Consider the following 13,787-nt stretch of genomic DNA (forward strand, 5'->3'; position numbering starts at 1 on the left):
ACTAACTGAATTCGATGTCAACTTCACTGACTTCGTCGAGGCCGACGCCGAACCCGTCCAGCAGGGTGTCGGCTTCCGGTTCGGGCAAGGACTCCACTCCCCGCAGCTTGCGTTCGATGGCCCGGCTGCGCACTCCGGCGGTATCGATGGTGTTGCGGGCCGCATCGAGCTGCTTGCGGGTCTTCTCCAGCACGGTCGCAAACTTCCCGAACTCAGCCTTGACCGCTGCCAGGACCTGCCAGACCTCACTACTGCGCCGCTCGATCGCCAGGGTGCGAAAGCCCATACGCAGGCTGTTGAGCAACGCAGCCAAGGTGGTCGGCCCGGCCAGCGTCACCTTGTACTTGGCCTGGATCTTCTCAAACAGCCCGGGCTGACGCAGCACCTCGGCATACAGGCTCTCGGTGGCCAGAAACAGGATTGCGAAGTCTGTGGTGTGCGGCGGCTCAAGGTATTTGTCGCAGATGTCGCAGGCCTCCGACTCGATCCGTCGGATCAGTGCCTGCCGTGCGGCCGCCTCGCCGGCGGCGTCAGCGTGCTCCTGCGCGTCAAGCAGGCGCTCGAAATCCTCGCGGGGAAATTTGGCGTCGATGGGCAACAGCACCTCTCCGGCACCGGTGGCCCCGGGCAGCCGGATTGCGAACTCCACCCGCGCATTCGAACCGGGCACGGTGATGACATTGGTGGCGTACTGCTCGGGCGTGAGCGTCTCGGCCAGCAACGCGGCCAACTGCGTCTCGCCGAAGATCCCGCGGGTTTTGACATTGGTCAGGACCCTCTTCAGATCACCCACCCCGGCGGCCAGTGACTGCATCTCACCCAAGCCCCGCTGGACGGCCTCCAAGCGCTCGGAGATCTGGGTGAAGGATTGGGCCAACCGGGTTTCCAGCGTTGCCTGCAGCTTTTCGTCCACCGTGGCCCGCATCTTCTCCAGCTGTGTGGTGTTCTCGGCCTGCAGACTCTTGAGCTGCCGATCCAGCGTGGCGCCGATCTTGTCCTGCGAGACCTGCAGGGTCGACCCGAACCGGTGCAACGTCGTCTGCCATTGGTGAAATGCCTGCGCCAGTTCCGCTCGCCCGGCGTGCTGCTCCGCACGTAGGGTGCGTTCCACCCGCTCACTGTCGCCCCGCAACGCCGCGAGCTGATCCGGTGCTATCGATGCGCCCGTGGGACGCAGCAGCACCACGACCTGCAGGATCACCGCCAGCAGCGCCAGGGACGTGAGGAGGATCAGCAGTGCCGTGTCCATGCCTCGCAAGGTAGCGCGAGCCACCGACATTTAGCCTTGGAGTAGGTCCGCGGCTGGGCCGAACGTCCGACCGGGACACCTGGTGATCCCTGAATTTTGAGTGGTCGACCGCGGGCCCGGTGTCTGGTCGAGCGGTGTCCTTGTTCGGGAACTTGGAGCCAGCCTGTGAGGTGTGGACTCCTGCTTAGAGAATGTCTGGGCCGCGGCCGCGATGGTCAGCCACCTGGGTGAACAGGATCAGGGCTGACAGGAGTAACGACGATGACATTGACGTTGGGTATCGACGTGGCCGTGCGGGCGGCGCACCAGGCGACACTTGCCCGTGACGGGGTCACGCTGTGGCGGGGTCGGAAGTTCTCGACCCGGCCGAGGGATCTGGAGCGGCTGTGGTCGGATCTGGAGCTGGCCGATCCGAATGATGTGACCGTAGTAGTCGAACCGACCCGCAACGCGTGGATCGTGCTGGCCGAGTGGTTCCGCCGTCGCGGCGCCCGGGTGGTGATGGTCCCCACCACGCAGTCGGCGGATCTGCGCAAGTACTACTCCAAGCACACTAAGAACGATCGGATCGACTCAGAACTGTTGGCCCGGTTACCGTTGCTGCACCCCGAGGGATTGCGGGAGTATTCCGGTCAGGGGCCGGCAGATCCGTTGCGGCGGTTGGTCAAGCAGCGCTCCACCATGGTCAAACGCCGGGTCGCGGTCTACGCCAGGCTTGATGCGCTCGTCGAGCTGCTCGGTCCGGCTTGGTATGCGGTGCTCGGCTCGAACTACGGCATCGCGGCACTGGAATTCCTCGCTCGCTACGCCGACCCGAACGCCGTGATCCGGCTCGGCCAGGGACGTCTGAGCCGGTTCTTGATCGCCCGCTCCCGCGGCGCCTGGCGAGATGATCACGCCGCCAGCCTCATCGTCGCGGCCAAGGAAACCCTCGCGCTGTGGGGTCCCGATGGGATGAACTTCGCCGAACTCGCCGACGACATCGCCCACGAAGCCGAACAGGCACTGTTTTTAACCCGGCAGGTCAAGCAGATCGACGAGCGGGTCGCCAACCTCTACGCCGACGCCGACCCCGACGGCATCGTGGCCTCAGCACCCGGCGTCGGGCCGGTGATCAGCGCTGTGATCGCCGGACGGATCGGCGATCCCCACCGTTTCACCTCGCTAGCTGCGATCCGCGCTTACACCGGACTGGTCCCGAAGGTGAGTCAGTCCGGGCTGAGCAAGGTCGAGTCCTCGATCACCAAGGCCGGCGACCCGCTGCTGCGCGAGATGCTGTGCACCGCAGCTGACCAGGCCCGCAAGGTTGACCCGCAGATCGCTGCGAAATATCAGCGACTGATGGCCGGCGACCGTCACCACGACTCAGCGATCTGTCACCTAGCGACGCTGCTGGTCACCCGGATCGCCAGCTGCATGCGCAACGGTCAGCCCTACGCCCTGCGCGACGTCGGCGGCACCCCAATCACCGAGGCCCAGGGCCGCATGATCGTCACGCAGCGCTACCAAATCGAGCCACGCCGCCGTGACAACATCCGTCACCAGCGCATGCGAGACCGCCGCAAGCAGGCGGCGGGCCAGGAGTCACAGGAGTCGCCAAGCGCTCCAACATCCCAGCCCGCCAAACCCAAGCCTACGAGCCGCCACGTGGCTTGACACCCCTTAGGAACTCAAGTCCCGGTCACCTCAGCGGCGTGCCCCATCGCACCTGGGCGCGGAGCTGCGCTTTGAGCAGTTTGCCGCTGGCGGTACGCGGCAGCGCGTCACTGACGACGGTGACGTACTGGGGCACCTTGAAGTCCGCCAACTGACTGCGGCAGTAGTCGAGTACCGCGGTCAGGTCGATCCCATCCTGGCCGCCGAGCAGCACCGCCCCGACCTTCTCCCCCATCACGTCGTCGGGCACCGCGAGCACGCAGGCGTCGGCGACCCCGGGCGCCGACAGGAGCGCCGCCTCCACCTCGACACTGGAGACGTTCTCTCCGCCACGATTGATGATGTCTTTGAGCCGGTCGATGATGTGCACCCGCCCGGCCTCATCGACGCGCACCACATCGCCGGTGTGCAACCAGCCGTCGACAATGGCGGCGGCGGTGGCGTCGGGGCGGTTCCAGTAGCCGCCCATCACATTCGCGCCGCGCACCACGAGTTCACCGGTGCCGGGATCGTCCCCGATCGGGACGACACCGATCTCCCCCGACGGCACGACGTAGCCGACCGAATCGGCGTGCGCAAGGGCGTCGCAGTCGGGCAGCACGGTCATCAGCGAGGCCGTCTCGGTCATGCCATAGGCGTTGAAGACCGTTGCGGCCCCGAATGCGTCGCGCAACGAACGCACCAGGGCGGGCGCCGTCGGTGCGCCGCCGTACCCGACCCACCGCACTCCGCTCACGTCGACCGCGGCGAAATCGGGATGCCGCAACAGCAGTGCGTAGATCGCCGGCACGGTGACCATCGATGAAATCCGTTGAGCGGGCAATGTCGCGATCAAGTCGGGCAGACTTAGAGAAGGCATGATCACCGCCGTGCCGCCGGTGTAGACAGCGATCAGCAGTTGAGAGTTGCAGCCGGTGACATGGAACAGCGGCACCGAGATCAGCGTCCGATACTCCTCGCCCAGCGAACGCGACCGGCCCAAGGTACGCACCATGTTCTCGGCATTGGTCACGAACGCCTCATGCGTGGTCGGCACGCCCTTGGGACTGCCGGTGGTGCCGGAGGTGTAAAACAGCGCCGCGGTGTCGCTGGCCTCAAGTCCGTCCACCACATACGGGCGGCCATCGGGCAGCGCCGTACCGGGAGCCAAGTCGACCCGCACGCCGGCGTCGATGAGCACGAAGTCGACTTCCGGTGGGGCCGAACGGGTGTTGACGGCGACTGGTATTCCCCCGGCCATCAGCGTCCCCCAGAAGGCGAGCACCCAGTCCAGTCCCGCGGGGTAACGGATGGCGACGCGGTCGCCGCGCCCCAGTCCGTCTGCCCTCAGTCCCCCAGATACCCGTGCGGCCCGCTCCCACAACTGCCGGTAGGTCAGCGTGGCGCCCCCGAGCTCCACCACGGCCTCGCTGTCGGGGCGCTCTTCGACCTGCTCGGACAGCAGGTCCAGCAGGGTTGCGGGCAGCCGCGCATAGCGAGTGATCCCGTTGGAGTCGCGGATCACGCCGGTTGCAGGAAAAGGGTTGTGGCGCCGTGCTATTTGGACGATATCTGCCATGACAAGCTCATTGTCGCCGGCGTTGCCGGGCATGGGTGAACGCCCGCAAAGCCCCGCGTAGCGCATAGACGGCGGACAAGATGCAGGCGAGAATCAGCACCACGAACATCGGCAACCAGTTGCCGCGGTCATGGTTGATGTGCCACCACACATAGGTGAACAGCACCGACGAGATAAAGAAGACCACGTCGCGCCAATTGCCCTGATAGGTCAGCGCCGCAGACCGCAACGCCCTGGCACGGTCGGACGCGGCGACGAGGTCGTCAATACGCTCATCGATCGTGCGCTGCAGCTCAGCGCGTCGCTGTGTCTGCTCTGACGGAATCCGGTCGAGCAGGTCGAGATCCTGTTTGATCAGGCCCCGCACATCGGGCCCCTTGAGTTGGCCGGCGGCTGCCGTCAGCAGGGCTCCCCCGAAGATCGGTGCGGCACCCAAGGCGGTACTGAACAGTGAGGGCATCGTTCGTGCCGTTCCTTTCCCTCGGACTTCCCGGCCACCCTACGACGTCAAGCCAGGCTTACCGTGCCGTCGGGACCAATCCGCCAGCCGGGGTTGTGCGCGATCTCCCAGATCAGTCCGTTGGGGTCTTCGATGTGGGCGTGGAAGACCCCGCCGAATTGACCGGCCTGCGGCGCCTTGATGACGCGTCCGCCCGCGGCGGCCATGGCGTCGGTCAGCGCGATCACCGCCCCGGGATCCTCGACGTTATGCGCCAGGGTGACCCCGGAGACCGGCGACTGATCACCGGGCAGCGCCAGGTCCTGGTTGAACTTGTCGGCATCGAAGAATCCCAGCACCTGCCCCGGCGCGGCCTGGTAGAAGACGATCTCGCCGTCCACATCCAGCAGGGACTGCCAGCCCAGGGCTCCGTAGAAATTCCTGGTCGCGTCGAGATCAGTTGCCGCGATGGTGACGAAGTGGACCTGCTGCTTCATGCGGCCGAGCCTAAGGCTCAGCCGCATGTCAGTGGGTCCACGTACTATCGCACATATGTTCGATGTGGGGTTGCCGGGGCCGGAGTCGCTGGACGCCGTCGGCGATAATCTGCTGCTAGCAGCCATCACCGGGTGGGCCAGCGTGGAAGCCGCCGCCGGGGCGCGCCGGTTGGCGGCCATCGCCGAGCTGGTCGCACGGCGCACTCAAGGCCCCGCACAGGACCGGTCGCGCTGGGCATGCGACAACTGGGACGCCGCGGCCGCCGAAGTGGCCGCCGCCGAGCACATCAGCCACGGCATGGCCTCGGGGCAGATGTATCTGGCCTCGGCGCTGCGCGAACGGCTGCCACGCGTGGGTGGTTTGTTGGCCGACGGCGTGATCAGCGTCCGGCTGGCTGCCACCATCTGCTGGCACACCACGTTGATCACCGACCCGCAGGTGCTGGCGCTCGTCGATGCCGAGTTGGCTGCGTTGGCCACCGCGCTCGGCCCGCTATCGGCGGCCAAGACCGCGACTGCCATCGACACGCTCATCGATCGACACGACCCCGCGGCGGTGCGCCGCGCCAGCACCAGCGCACGGGGCCGGGAGGTGGTGATCGACACCGCGAACAGTGAGTCCGGCGTGACCGGGTTGTGGGGCCGACTGTTCGCCGTCGACGCCGCCGCACTCGATCAGCGGTTGGAGCAACTGGCCCGCAGCGTCTGCGACGACGACCCGCGAACCCTGGCCCAGCGCCGCGCTGACGCGCTCGGTGCCCTGGCCGCCGGCGCGGGCACCCTGGCTTGCGCCTGCGGCACACAGGACTGCTCGGCCGCAGCTGGTACCGATGCCCGCGCAACCCAGGTCGTCGTCCATGTGGTTACCGAGCAGGCGGCCCACGAACCTGAGCCGAAAGCCACAGCATCGAGGCGGGCCACCACCACATCAGGGCACATCATCGGCGGAGGCAGCGTGCCGGCGCCCTTGCTCGGGGACCTGATTCGCGGTGGGGCCACTGTCATATCTCTGGGTCATCACGCCGAGGCCGAGACCGGCTATCGCCCCTCCGCCCGACTAGCGGCGTTCATCCGAGCCCGGGATATGACGTGTCGATTCCCCGGTTGCGACCGCCCCGCAACGGTCTGTGACGTCGACCACGCCATCGCCTACCCATACGGTCCGACACATCCGGCCAATCTTCGTTGCCTGTGCCGGAAGCATCACCTGCTCAAGACCTTCTGGACTGGTTCCGGCGGCTGGAGCGACCGGCAGCACTCGGACGGTTCCATCGAATGGATCTCTCCCACCGGCCACACGTATCTCACCCGACCGGCAAGTCAGCTGCTGTTCCCGGCCTTGTGCCGGCCAAACCCGCCACCACGTGCCCCGGCAGCCGTGAGCTCACCACCAACCGGGCGCGGCGTCATGATGCCCACCCGCAAGCGCACCCGGGAGCAAGATCGCGTTCGCCGCATCAGTGCCGAGCGTGCACTCAACGCCGACTATGCAGCCCACGTCATCGCCGAACGAAATCAGCCCCCGCCGTTCTGAGTGAGGCACTCGATCAGCACGTGCATGGCCGCGCAGCGCAGCCAACCTGCCCAGCCGCGGGTAAACCCGGCGTAGTCTCTCGACAGCAGCACAACGAGAAGGGGTCGACAGTGATGCGCTACCTCACCGGGGGCCTCGCCACGGCATTGATGGCCACCGGGCTGGCTGCCGGATGGCTGATCGCCAACGCACCGGCAGCACAGGCAGGGTGCGAGGACAATCCCCTGCTGTTCTTCTCGACCGCGCAGAAGTGCGACGGTCCGGTTCAGCCCGACGGCAGCTGGCAGCGTTGCGTCATCTACTACTACGAGCCCCCGAAATCACCACCGTCGCAGCAGGACTGCCACTCCATGGGACCCGGCCGGGATTACCCGTTTCACTCGTTCTACATGCCGGAGAACCACATCGACCCGTAGTGGGACTCAGGCCATCAATTGGGGGCCATCAACTGGGCGGCCACGGTCGCCCCGAGCTCCCAACACGCCTCCAGGTCCGACTTGCCGGGCTTGCCCGAAATCGCCACGTAGTCGGCGGCTTTGACCCATCCCAGCCCGGTGGTGATGGATTCGACAGCCCGCTCAGCACCCTCGGTGCCTTCGTTGCCATGCAGGTAGAGGCCGTAAGGCCTGCCGCGGGTCGAGTCCAGGATCGGGTAGTAACAGACGTCGAAGGCGTGCTTGAGCGCGCCGCTGATATAGCCCAGGTTCGCCGGAGTGCCCAGCAGGTAGCCGTCGGCGGCCAGCATGTCGGCGGGCGATACCTCCAGCGCGGCGCGGCGCACCACCTCCACGCCCTCGATCTGCGGGTCGCTGGCACCGGCAAGAACAGCCTCGAACATCGCCTGGCAGTGCGGCGACGGTGTGTGGTGGACGATCAGCAGCGTTGAGCTCACTGCTTGCCCTGAAGCGTCACGGCGGTCTTCATCGCCTCGCGCGCGCGACGACGGTCTCCGGCGAATTCGTAGGCCCGGGCCAGCCGATACCAACGCCGCCAATTGTCCGGATCGGCATCGAGTTCGGCACGGACCGTGTGGAACAGGGCATCGGCGGCATCACGTTCGATGCGCCCCGACGGCCGGCGCGGCAGGGCGCCGGCATCGAGTTCCATGCCCTCCTCGGCGATCAACCGCGACAGCCGCTGATGCGCGAAACCGTCACGCAGGGTGGCGATCATCGCCCACAGACCCAGGAACGGCATGATCAGCAGCGCCACCCCCATCCCGGTCGCTGCGATCGAGCCGGAGGTGATCAGCAGCAGCGCGATCCGGCCCAGAAAGACCGTATACATGAGCATCGCCACACACATGAAGCCGAGGAGCACCTTCACCCGCGCGGCTGGCGACACCATGATCACGCCTATTTCAGGTCGAGCAGGGGCTCGATGCCGATCGTGAGCCCGGGGAACTCCGCGACCCGACGCACCGCCAGCAACACCCCGGGAACGAACGAGGTCCGATCGATGCTGTCGTGACGGATGGTCAGCGTCTCCCCCATGGTGCCGAACAGCACCTCTTGGTGGGCGACCAACCCGGCCACCCGGACCGAATGCACCGGAACACCGTCGACATCTGCGCCCCGCGCTCCGGGCAGACCGGTGCTGGTGGCGTCGGGGTTGGGCGGCAGCCCCTTTCGGGCCTGGGCGATCAACTGCGCGGTCCGAGTCGCGGTACCCGAGGGCGCGTCGGCCTTGTGCGGGTGGTGCAGCTCGATGACCTCCACCGATTCAAAGAATTTGGCGGCCTGAGCCGCGAAATGCATCGACAGCACCGCACCGATGGCGAAGTTCGGCGCGATCAGCACCGCCGAGCCAGGCTTGGCCTCGATCCAGGAACGCACCTGAGCGAGCCGCTCATCGGTGAAGCCAGTGGTGCCCACGACGGCGTGAATACCGTTGTCGATCAAGAACTTCAGATTGTCCATCACGACGGCGGGATGAGTGAAGTCGATCACCGCCTGGGTGCTGCTGTCCGTCAGCAGGCTCAGCGAATCACCGGCGTCGACCGCGGCGGACAGGGTCAGATCTTCTGCGGCCTGCACCGCCGAAACCATCGTCGCGCCGACTTTACCCTTGGCACCCAATACTGCTACCCGCATGGCTGCCACCCTAGCGGGGACTGCGAGCGCGGCGAAGCCGGGCGCGGCAGGTCCCCGCCATCATCACAGCGGGGACTGCGAGCGCGGCGAAGCCGGGCGCTGGGGGCACCTCCCGCTTGCGGGGGACAGGTCGCCGCCATGAGCACAGCGGGGACTGCCGTTAGGACACTTCCCGGCGTGCCTCGCCGGACTCGCCAGAGCCCGCTAGACGTTCGGCGACGAATCGGACCATCAGCTCAAACGCAGCCCGGCTTTCGGGCAGGAATCCGAACAACGCCGGGAATGCGTGGACCTGCTTCGCCCACAGTTCGAGCCGGCTGGAGCGGCCCAGCTCCAGCAGCGCTGCGTGCAGCCGTTCGTTGTCGCAGCGCAGGATCTCCGACTCGGCAGCAATGAGCAGCGCCGGTGGCATGGTCTCGAGTCGTCCATTGATCGGGGACAGATCGTGGCGCATCGGCAACGACGGGCAGACATGCTCGACGAGGTCTGGCAGCGCGTCCGCTATGCCGAAGGCGTCGGTGTCCATGTTCGGGTGGGTGCTGCGAGCCGTTCCTTCGAGCTCCAGCAGTGCCGAGATCCCGATGACCCCGGCCGGGGCCGGCAACCCTTCCTGCTGAGCTCGCAGCGCGGTGGCAAACGTCATGAATCCACCCGCGGAGTCTCCGGCGATCACCGTCTTGGCCGGGTCGGCCCCCTGCTCCAGCAGCCAACGGTAGGCACCGACGCCGTCCTCCACGGAACCGTCCACGCTCACGACGGGGAATTGGCGGTAGTCGACGTGGACGACCGGAAGCCGGGTCCGCCGGGCCAATGTCGCCACGACGTGCAGGTGGGTGTCAAGACCGCCGGTGAAGAATCCGCCGCCGTGAAAGTACAAGATGGCGCCGTCACCCAGCGGGGCGACGCAATCCGCCCTGCGAACGATCTCGACGGGAACCCCCGTCGCGAGATCACGGGTGAAGCGGATCCTGAAATGCGGTCGAAGCCGTTGCAGGCGGGCGACAGTGTTGGTGCGGCGGCCTAACTGCGCCAACATTTCGGGCATGGCTTCGGGGCCCCCGCGGCGACTGATCCACCGCACCAACCGCGGCATTATGGCCGCAAAGACGGCGTAGATGATTCTGGCCCGCCAACTGGCACGATGGATCTGCGCAACACCAGACATCCGGGCAGTCTATCGACACCGTTACGCCCGGACTCAGGCGTCGATGACGATCCGTCCCTGGCTGGCCCGCGAGACGCACACCAGCATCTCGTCGTCAGCTTCCGCGGTGCGCCCGCGCCGCTCGACCTGGCCGGCGACGACCTTCACCTTGCACGTACCGCAGAAGCCCTGTCGGCAGGAGTATGCGGCGGTCGGATCGACGTCGAGCATCACATCCAGCGCGGAGCGGTCCGCGGGAATCACCAACACGCGCTGCGACCGCGCCAGTTCCAATTCGAAGGGCACCCCATCAATCACCGGAGGTGGACTGAATCGTTCGTAATGCAATGGCGCGTCGGCATGTTGATTGCGGGTGACGCGCACGGCTTCGAGCATCGCGCTGGGACCACACACGTACACCGCGGTCCGCGGTCCGGCCCCCGCGAGCAACTCGTCGGTCCCGGCGAACCGCCCATGCTCGTCGTCGGCCCACACGGTGACTCGATCGGGGTCGACGGCCAGCACCTCGTCCAGCAGCGGCATATCGGCTCGGCTCCGTCCGGCATACACCGCGCGCCACTGGATGCCGCGGGCGACAGCTTCGCGCAGCATCGGCAGCATGGGCGTCACCCCGATACCGCCGATGACGAACAGCACGTCGCTCTCGTCCGTACCCAGGTAGAACGCATTGCGCGGTCCTTCGAACAGCAGCGTGTCGCCCTGGGCGTAGGACTCATGCATCTCGACCGAGCCGCCGCCCCCGTCGTCGAGCCGACGCACGGCGATCCGGTACTCGGTACGCCGGCCGGGCACCCCGCACAGCGAGTACTGCCGCCGGCGCCCCGAGGGCAGCTGGACATCGATGTGACCGCCCGGCGTCCAGTACGGCAGTAGGCCGCCGTCGGGGTCCGCCAGGGTCAAGGCCACCACGTCGCTGGTCAGCATCTCCCGCTTGGTGACCACTGCCGTGATCGTCCGGGATACCGGGACAATCCGGGACGGCTTCCACCGCGAAATCGTCGCGGCGCCGCCGAAGAGGGTGATCGCTGCCCAGAGCGCGTTGAACAGCCGGTCGTGTTTTCGCCGGCCGTAGAGATCAGCTGGGCGCGAATGCCAGATCTGTCCAGCCACGTCAGGCGTGCCGCATGCCGGTACCGGACGCGCCGGCCCCACCGGCCACGCTCTGCTGTACCCACTCGTCGGTGAGCCGAGCGATCATATCGGGGCGATCGATGACTACCCAGTGGCCACCGTCGATATCGACGACTCGGTGATGGGGCGCGATCGAACCGGTGAATCGCTGCAGGGCCGGGCTGACGAATACATCCAGGCGGGGAGCAAGCACTTGGACCGCAACCTCCGTCGTGGGGAGCGGGTGCGACGGTTTGAGAAAGGGACCCGGCATGTTCGCCCGATACAGGTTGAGGCCGTTGACGTAGTCGTTCTCGCCTCGCGGCATGGTCGGTTGCGGGCGGCCGGATCGGCCGATTCGGTCCAACCAGTTCAGGACCCGGACTCCCAGTCCGGAGCGGAACGCGGCTTCGGGAACCCGCGGCGTCAAGAACAACCAGATGTAGCTCGACTCCAGCAGCTGCCTGATGACATCGCCCAGGGTGCGCAGATTGCGCGCCGACCGAAGGAACCGGCCCGCATAGTCCAGGTGAGGGCCTGAGATCGAGGTGTAGGAGCCGACGTTGGCCGCTACTCGACTGTCGGTGATGGCGGCCCAGCCCTGGATAGAGCCCCAGTCATGGCCCAATAGGTGGACTTGGTCGATCCCCTGCCGTCCCAAGTGCTCGATCACCGCCGCGACATCGGCGATCAGGGAGGGGAATCGGTATCCGGACCGGTTCGCCGGCGCCGAGGACGTCCCGGCTCCGCGCACGTCGTAAGCGACGACGTTGTAGCGATCCGGGTGCTGCTCAAGGAGCTGGCGAGCTACACCGTCCCAGACGTGATGGTTGTCCGGGTAGCCGTGGATCGCGAGGATGGTCGGCCGCTTCGGGTCCAGGTCGGTGTAAGTGTGAACTGCCAGGGTGACACCGTCGGCGGACTTCACGGTGGTGGCGGCAGGCGTCATGCAGGGCACTCCTTGTTGTTCGGCCGCGGTACTGCGTCAGTGTGTGGCGCGGGCAGCCGGGGAAACGGCCAGGTAGTTGACCGCCTTCTCCACGCCGCCGAGTTGGGCCGGGTGGAAACCGGGACGGTAGTAGGACGCGATGGCCGGCAGGAATTCGAAGGGCGAGGGCACGAGCCCACGACGCGCCGCGATGAACCAGTCTCGCCAGCGTGGCTTGGTGCCGGCCGGCAGCTGGGGGTCCACCTTGTACATGTAGCGGAGTCCGCGCACCCACATCAGCAGCATGAGAGGTGTGACGGCCAGCTGGGTGCGGACCTGCCGGAGGAATCCGGCCCGCAGGTGCTTCATCACGTCGAATGCGACGGCCTTGTGCTCGACCTCTTCGGCTCCATGCCAACGCAACATGTCCAGCATCACCGGATGCGCCCCGATCTCGTCCAAGGCGGGGCTGTCCAAGATCCACTCCCCCAGAATCGCGGTGTAGTGCTCGACAGCGGCCACCAGCGCGATTCGTTCCAACAGCCAGCGCTGTTGACGACGTTTGCTCCAGTTCGGCCGGTCGCCCAGCAACTTGCCGAACAGCCAGGTGATCTGCGCGGTGAACGGCGACATGTCCACGCCGCGGGCGGCCAGCTGGTCCACGACGGCGGTGTGCGCCTGGGAGTGCATGGCTTCCTGGCCGATGAATCCCTGGACGTCGAGCCGCAGCTGGTCGTCTTTGATCAGCGGAAGTGCCTGCTTGAACACCTCGACGAAGAACTCCTCGCCGGCGGGCAGCAGCAGGTGCAGCACGTCGCAGAAGTGGGTGACGAAGGGCTCCCCGGGCACATAGTGCACCGGGAGGTCCGACCAGTCGAATCCGACGTCGCGGGCCTGCAGGACGATGCGCTCGTGGTCCAGCACCCCCTGTTCGGGTGAGTGCGGGCCTGCCGCGGTGTCGTCGACGCTGAGCATCCGGGCCTCCTTTTTGGACAAATATACGTCAAATGTCAAGAGGGTCGACGGCCCACAGTCGGGGGCGCAAGACGCTCGGTTCCGCTCGCGGCCACCGGCTCGTGCTGTTACGTCGAAGTTACGAAGTGCGCGCTCTGTTGCGTCACGGTTACATTCTCGGTCCCCCGTTTAAGAGACTGTTAACCAGCTTGTACTCCAAGGCAACTGACAGGAAACCTCAAGTGCGTCCCCAGCCGGCGTCCCCAGCCGGCCAATTTATGAGGAGAAGCCCATTGAGTTTCCTAGCCGCACAGACCGAAGAACTCAGGACGGCAGCCGACAGTCTGGGCGGTACCGGCCTCGCACTCGCAGCCCAGAACACGGCAGCTCAAGCTCCCACCACCGGCGTTGTCCCTCCCTCCGCCGACGAGGTCTCGGCGATGACCGCGGCGAAATTTGCCGCACACGCGCTGATGTATCAGCAGGTCAGCGCTCAAGCCACGGCGATTCACGAGATGTTTGTCGCCACTCTTGCCTCCAGCAGTAACTCCTATGCGGCCGCTGAGGCCGCCAACGCCCTCGCGGCCGGTTGACGACAGAAGGC

Annotated in this window: 15 protein-coding genes; 4 read left to right on the top strand and 11 right to left on the bottom strand. The window is 66.4% G+C overall.

Annotated elements, in window-relative coordinates; genetic code table 11:
• Window position 1: 1 nt before the first annotated feature.
• Entirely contained in the window at window positions 2-1,249 is a 1,248-nt protein-coding gene (locus G6N09_RS01070; RefSeq protein WP_083027470.1) for a DNA recombination protein RmuC, read from the bottom strand.
• Between the two features lie 261 nt (window positions 1,250-1,510).
• On the opposite strand from G6N09_RS01070, the gene G6N09_RS01075 reads away from it, so the two are divergent.
• A complete protein-coding gene (locus G6N09_RS01075; protein WP_083028024.1) occupies window positions 1,511-2,905 on the top strand; it encodes an IS110 family RNA-guided transposase in 1,395 nt (464 codons plus the stop codon).
• Between the two features lie 25 nt (window positions 2,906-2,930).
• Here G6N09_RS01075 and G6N09_RS01080 read toward each other — a convergent pair whose 3' ends face one another.
• The 3 genes from G6N09_RS01080 to G6N09_RS01090 are packed head-to-tail and all read right to left on the bottom strand — an operon-like array spanning window position 2,931 to window position 5,399.
• A complete protein-coding gene (locus G6N09_RS01080; protein ID WP_179959861.1) occupies window positions 2,931-4,463 on the bottom strand; it encodes a class I adenylate-forming enzyme family protein in 1,533 nt (510 codons plus the stop codon).
• A 7-nt stretch (window positions 4,464-4,470) separates the two neighbouring features.
• Window positions 4,471-4,923 carry a hypothetical protein gene (locus tag G6N09_RS01085; protein WP_083027982.1) on the bottom strand — a complete coding sequence of 151 codons (453 nt, stop codon included), beginning with the start codon at window positions 4,921-4,923 and terminating at the stop codon, window positions 4,471-4,473.
• 47 nt (window positions 4,924-4,970) lie between these two features.
• Entirely contained in the window at window positions 4,971-5,399 is a 429-nt protein-coding gene (locus tag G6N09_RS01090; protein ID WP_083027983.1) for a VOC family protein, read from the bottom strand.
• A gap of 55 nt (window positions 5,400-5,454) precedes the next feature.
• Here G6N09_RS01090 and G6N09_RS01095 point away from each other — a divergent pair, with 55 nt between their 5' ends.
• Both G6N09_RS01095 and G6N09_RS01100 read left to right on the top strand, forming a co-directional pair.
• Window positions 5,455-6,933 carry an HNH endonuclease signature motif containing protein gene (locus G6N09_RS01095; protein WP_083027984.1) on the top strand — a complete coding sequence of 493 codons (1,479 nt, stop codon included), beginning with the start codon at window positions 5,455-5,457 and terminating at the stop codon, window positions 6,931-6,933.
• A 110-nt stretch (window positions 6,934-7,043) separates the two neighbouring features.
• Window positions 7,044-7,349 (top strand): CDGP domain-containing protein, encoded by a 306-nt coding sequence (locus tag G6N09_RS01100; protein ID WP_083027985.1) that lies wholly within the window; start codon window positions 7,044-7,046, stop codon window positions 7,347-7,349.
• A gap of 14 nt (window positions 7,350-7,363) precedes the next feature.
• On the opposite strand, the gene G6N09_RS01105 is transcribed toward G6N09_RS01100, so the two are convergent.
• The 7 genes from G6N09_RS01105 to G6N09_RS01135 form a co-directional block, all read right to left on the bottom strand.
• The gene (locus G6N09_RS01105; protein WP_083027993.1) at window positions 7,364-7,771 is read right to left on the bottom strand and encodes a flavodoxin family protein; all 408 of its coding nucleotides are present in this window, start codon (window positions 7,769-7,771) and stop codon (window positions 7,364-7,366) included.
• Between the two features lie 50 nt (window positions 7,772-7,821).
• Entirely contained in the window at window positions 7,822-8,280 is a 459-nt protein-coding gene (locus G6N09_RS01110; RefSeq protein ID WP_275985365.1) for a tetratricopeptide repeat protein, read from the bottom strand.
• Window positions 8,281-8,288: 8 nt separating this feature from the next.
• Window positions 8,289-9,026 carry a 4-hydroxy-tetrahydrodipicolinate reductase gene (gene dapB / locus G6N09_RS01115; protein ID WP_083027986.1) on the bottom strand — a complete coding sequence of 246 codons (738 nt, stop codon included), beginning with the start codon at window positions 9,024-9,026 and terminating at the stop codon, window positions 8,289-8,291.
• Window positions 9,027-9,186: 160 nt separating this feature from the next.
• The gene (locus G6N09_RS01120; RefSeq protein ID WP_083027987.1) at window positions 9,187-10,191 is read right to left on the bottom strand and encodes an alpha/beta hydrolase; all 1,005 of its coding nucleotides are present in this window, start codon (window positions 10,189-10,191) and stop codon (window positions 9,187-9,189) included.
• Window positions 10,192-10,224: 33 nt separating this feature from the next.
• On the bottom strand, window positions 10,225-11,301 hold the full coding sequence (locus G6N09_RS01125; protein ID WP_083027995.1) for a PDR/VanB family oxidoreductase: 1,077 nt from the start codon (window positions 11,299-11,301) through the stop codon (window positions 10,225-10,227).
• A gap of 1 nt (window position 11,302) precedes the next feature.
• Window positions 11,303-12,250: an alpha/beta fold hydrolase gene (locus G6N09_RS01130; RefSeq protein ID WP_083027988.1), complete on the bottom strand. Its 948-nt coding sequence runs from the start codon at window positions 12,248-12,250 to the stop codon at window positions 11,303-11,305.
• A gap of 36 nt (window positions 12,251-12,286) precedes the next feature.
• Window positions 12,287-13,204 (bottom strand): metal-dependent hydrolase, encoded by a 918-nt coding sequence (locus tag G6N09_RS01135; protein ID WP_163752603.1) that lies wholly within the window; start codon window positions 13,202-13,204, stop codon window positions 12,287-12,289.
• A 272-nt stretch (window positions 13,205-13,476) separates the two neighbouring features.
• On the opposite strand from G6N09_RS01135, the gene G6N09_RS01140 reads away from it, so the two are divergent.
• Window positions 13,477-13,776: a PE family protein gene (locus G6N09_RS01140; RefSeq protein ID WP_083027990.1), complete on the top strand. Its 300-nt coding sequence runs from the start codon at window positions 13,477-13,479 to the stop codon at window positions 13,774-13,776.
• The last annotated feature ends 11 nt before the right edge of the window (window positions 13,777-13,787 follow it).

This window comes from Mycolicibacter minnesotensis (assembly GCF_010731755.1).
GTDB lineage: Bacteria > Actinomycetota > Actinomycetes > Mycobacteriales > Mycobacteriaceae > Mycobacterium > Mycobacterium minnesotense.

Coding starts and splice junctions, on each gene's coding strand:
- G6N09_RS01070 (WP_083027470.1), bottom strand. CDS start 1,249: ATGGACACGGCACTGCTGATCCTCCTCACGTCCCTGGCGCTGCTGGCG.
- G6N09_RS01075 (WP_083028024.1), top strand. CDS start 1,511: ATGACATTGACGTTGGGTATCGACGTGGCCGTGCGGGCGGCGCACCAG.
- G6N09_RS01080 (WP_179959861.1), bottom strand. CDS start 4,463: ATGGCAGATATCGTCCAAATAGCACGGCGCCACAACCCTTTTCCTGCA.
- G6N09_RS01085 (WP_083027982.1), bottom strand. CDS start 4,923: ATGCCCTCACTGTTCAGTACCGCCTTGGGTGCCGCACCGATCTTCGGG.
- G6N09_RS01090 (WP_083027983.1), bottom strand. CDS start 5,399: ATGAAGCAGCAGGTCCACTTCGTCACCATCGCGGCAACTGATCTCGAC.
- G6N09_RS01095 (WP_083027984.1), top strand. CDS start 5,455: ATGTTCGATGTGGGGTTGCCGGGGCCGGAGTCGCTGGACGCCGTCGGC.
- G6N09_RS01105 (WP_083027993.1), bottom strand. CDS start 7,771: ATGTTCGAGGCTGTTCTTGCCGGTGCCAGCGACCCGCAGATCGAGGGC.
- G6N09_RS01110 (WP_275985365.1), bottom strand. CDS start 8,280: ATGGTGTCGCCAGCCGCGCGGGTGAAGGTGCTCCTCGGCTTCATGTGT.
- dapB (WP_083027986.1), bottom strand. CDS start 9,026: ATGCGGGTAGCAGTATTGGGTGCCAAGGGTAAAGTCGGCGCGACGATG.
- G6N09_RS01120 (WP_083027987.1), bottom strand. CDS start 10,191: ATGTCTGGTGTTGCGCAGATCCATCGTGCCAGTTGGCGGGCCAGAATC.
- G6N09_RS01130 (WP_083027988.1), bottom strand. CDS start 12,250: ATGACGCCTGCCGCCACCACCGTGAAGTCCGCCGACGGTGTCACCCTG.
- G6N09_RS01135 (WP_163752603.1), bottom strand. CDS start 13,204: ATGCTCAGCGTCGACGACACCGCGGCAGGCCCGCACTCACCCGAACAG.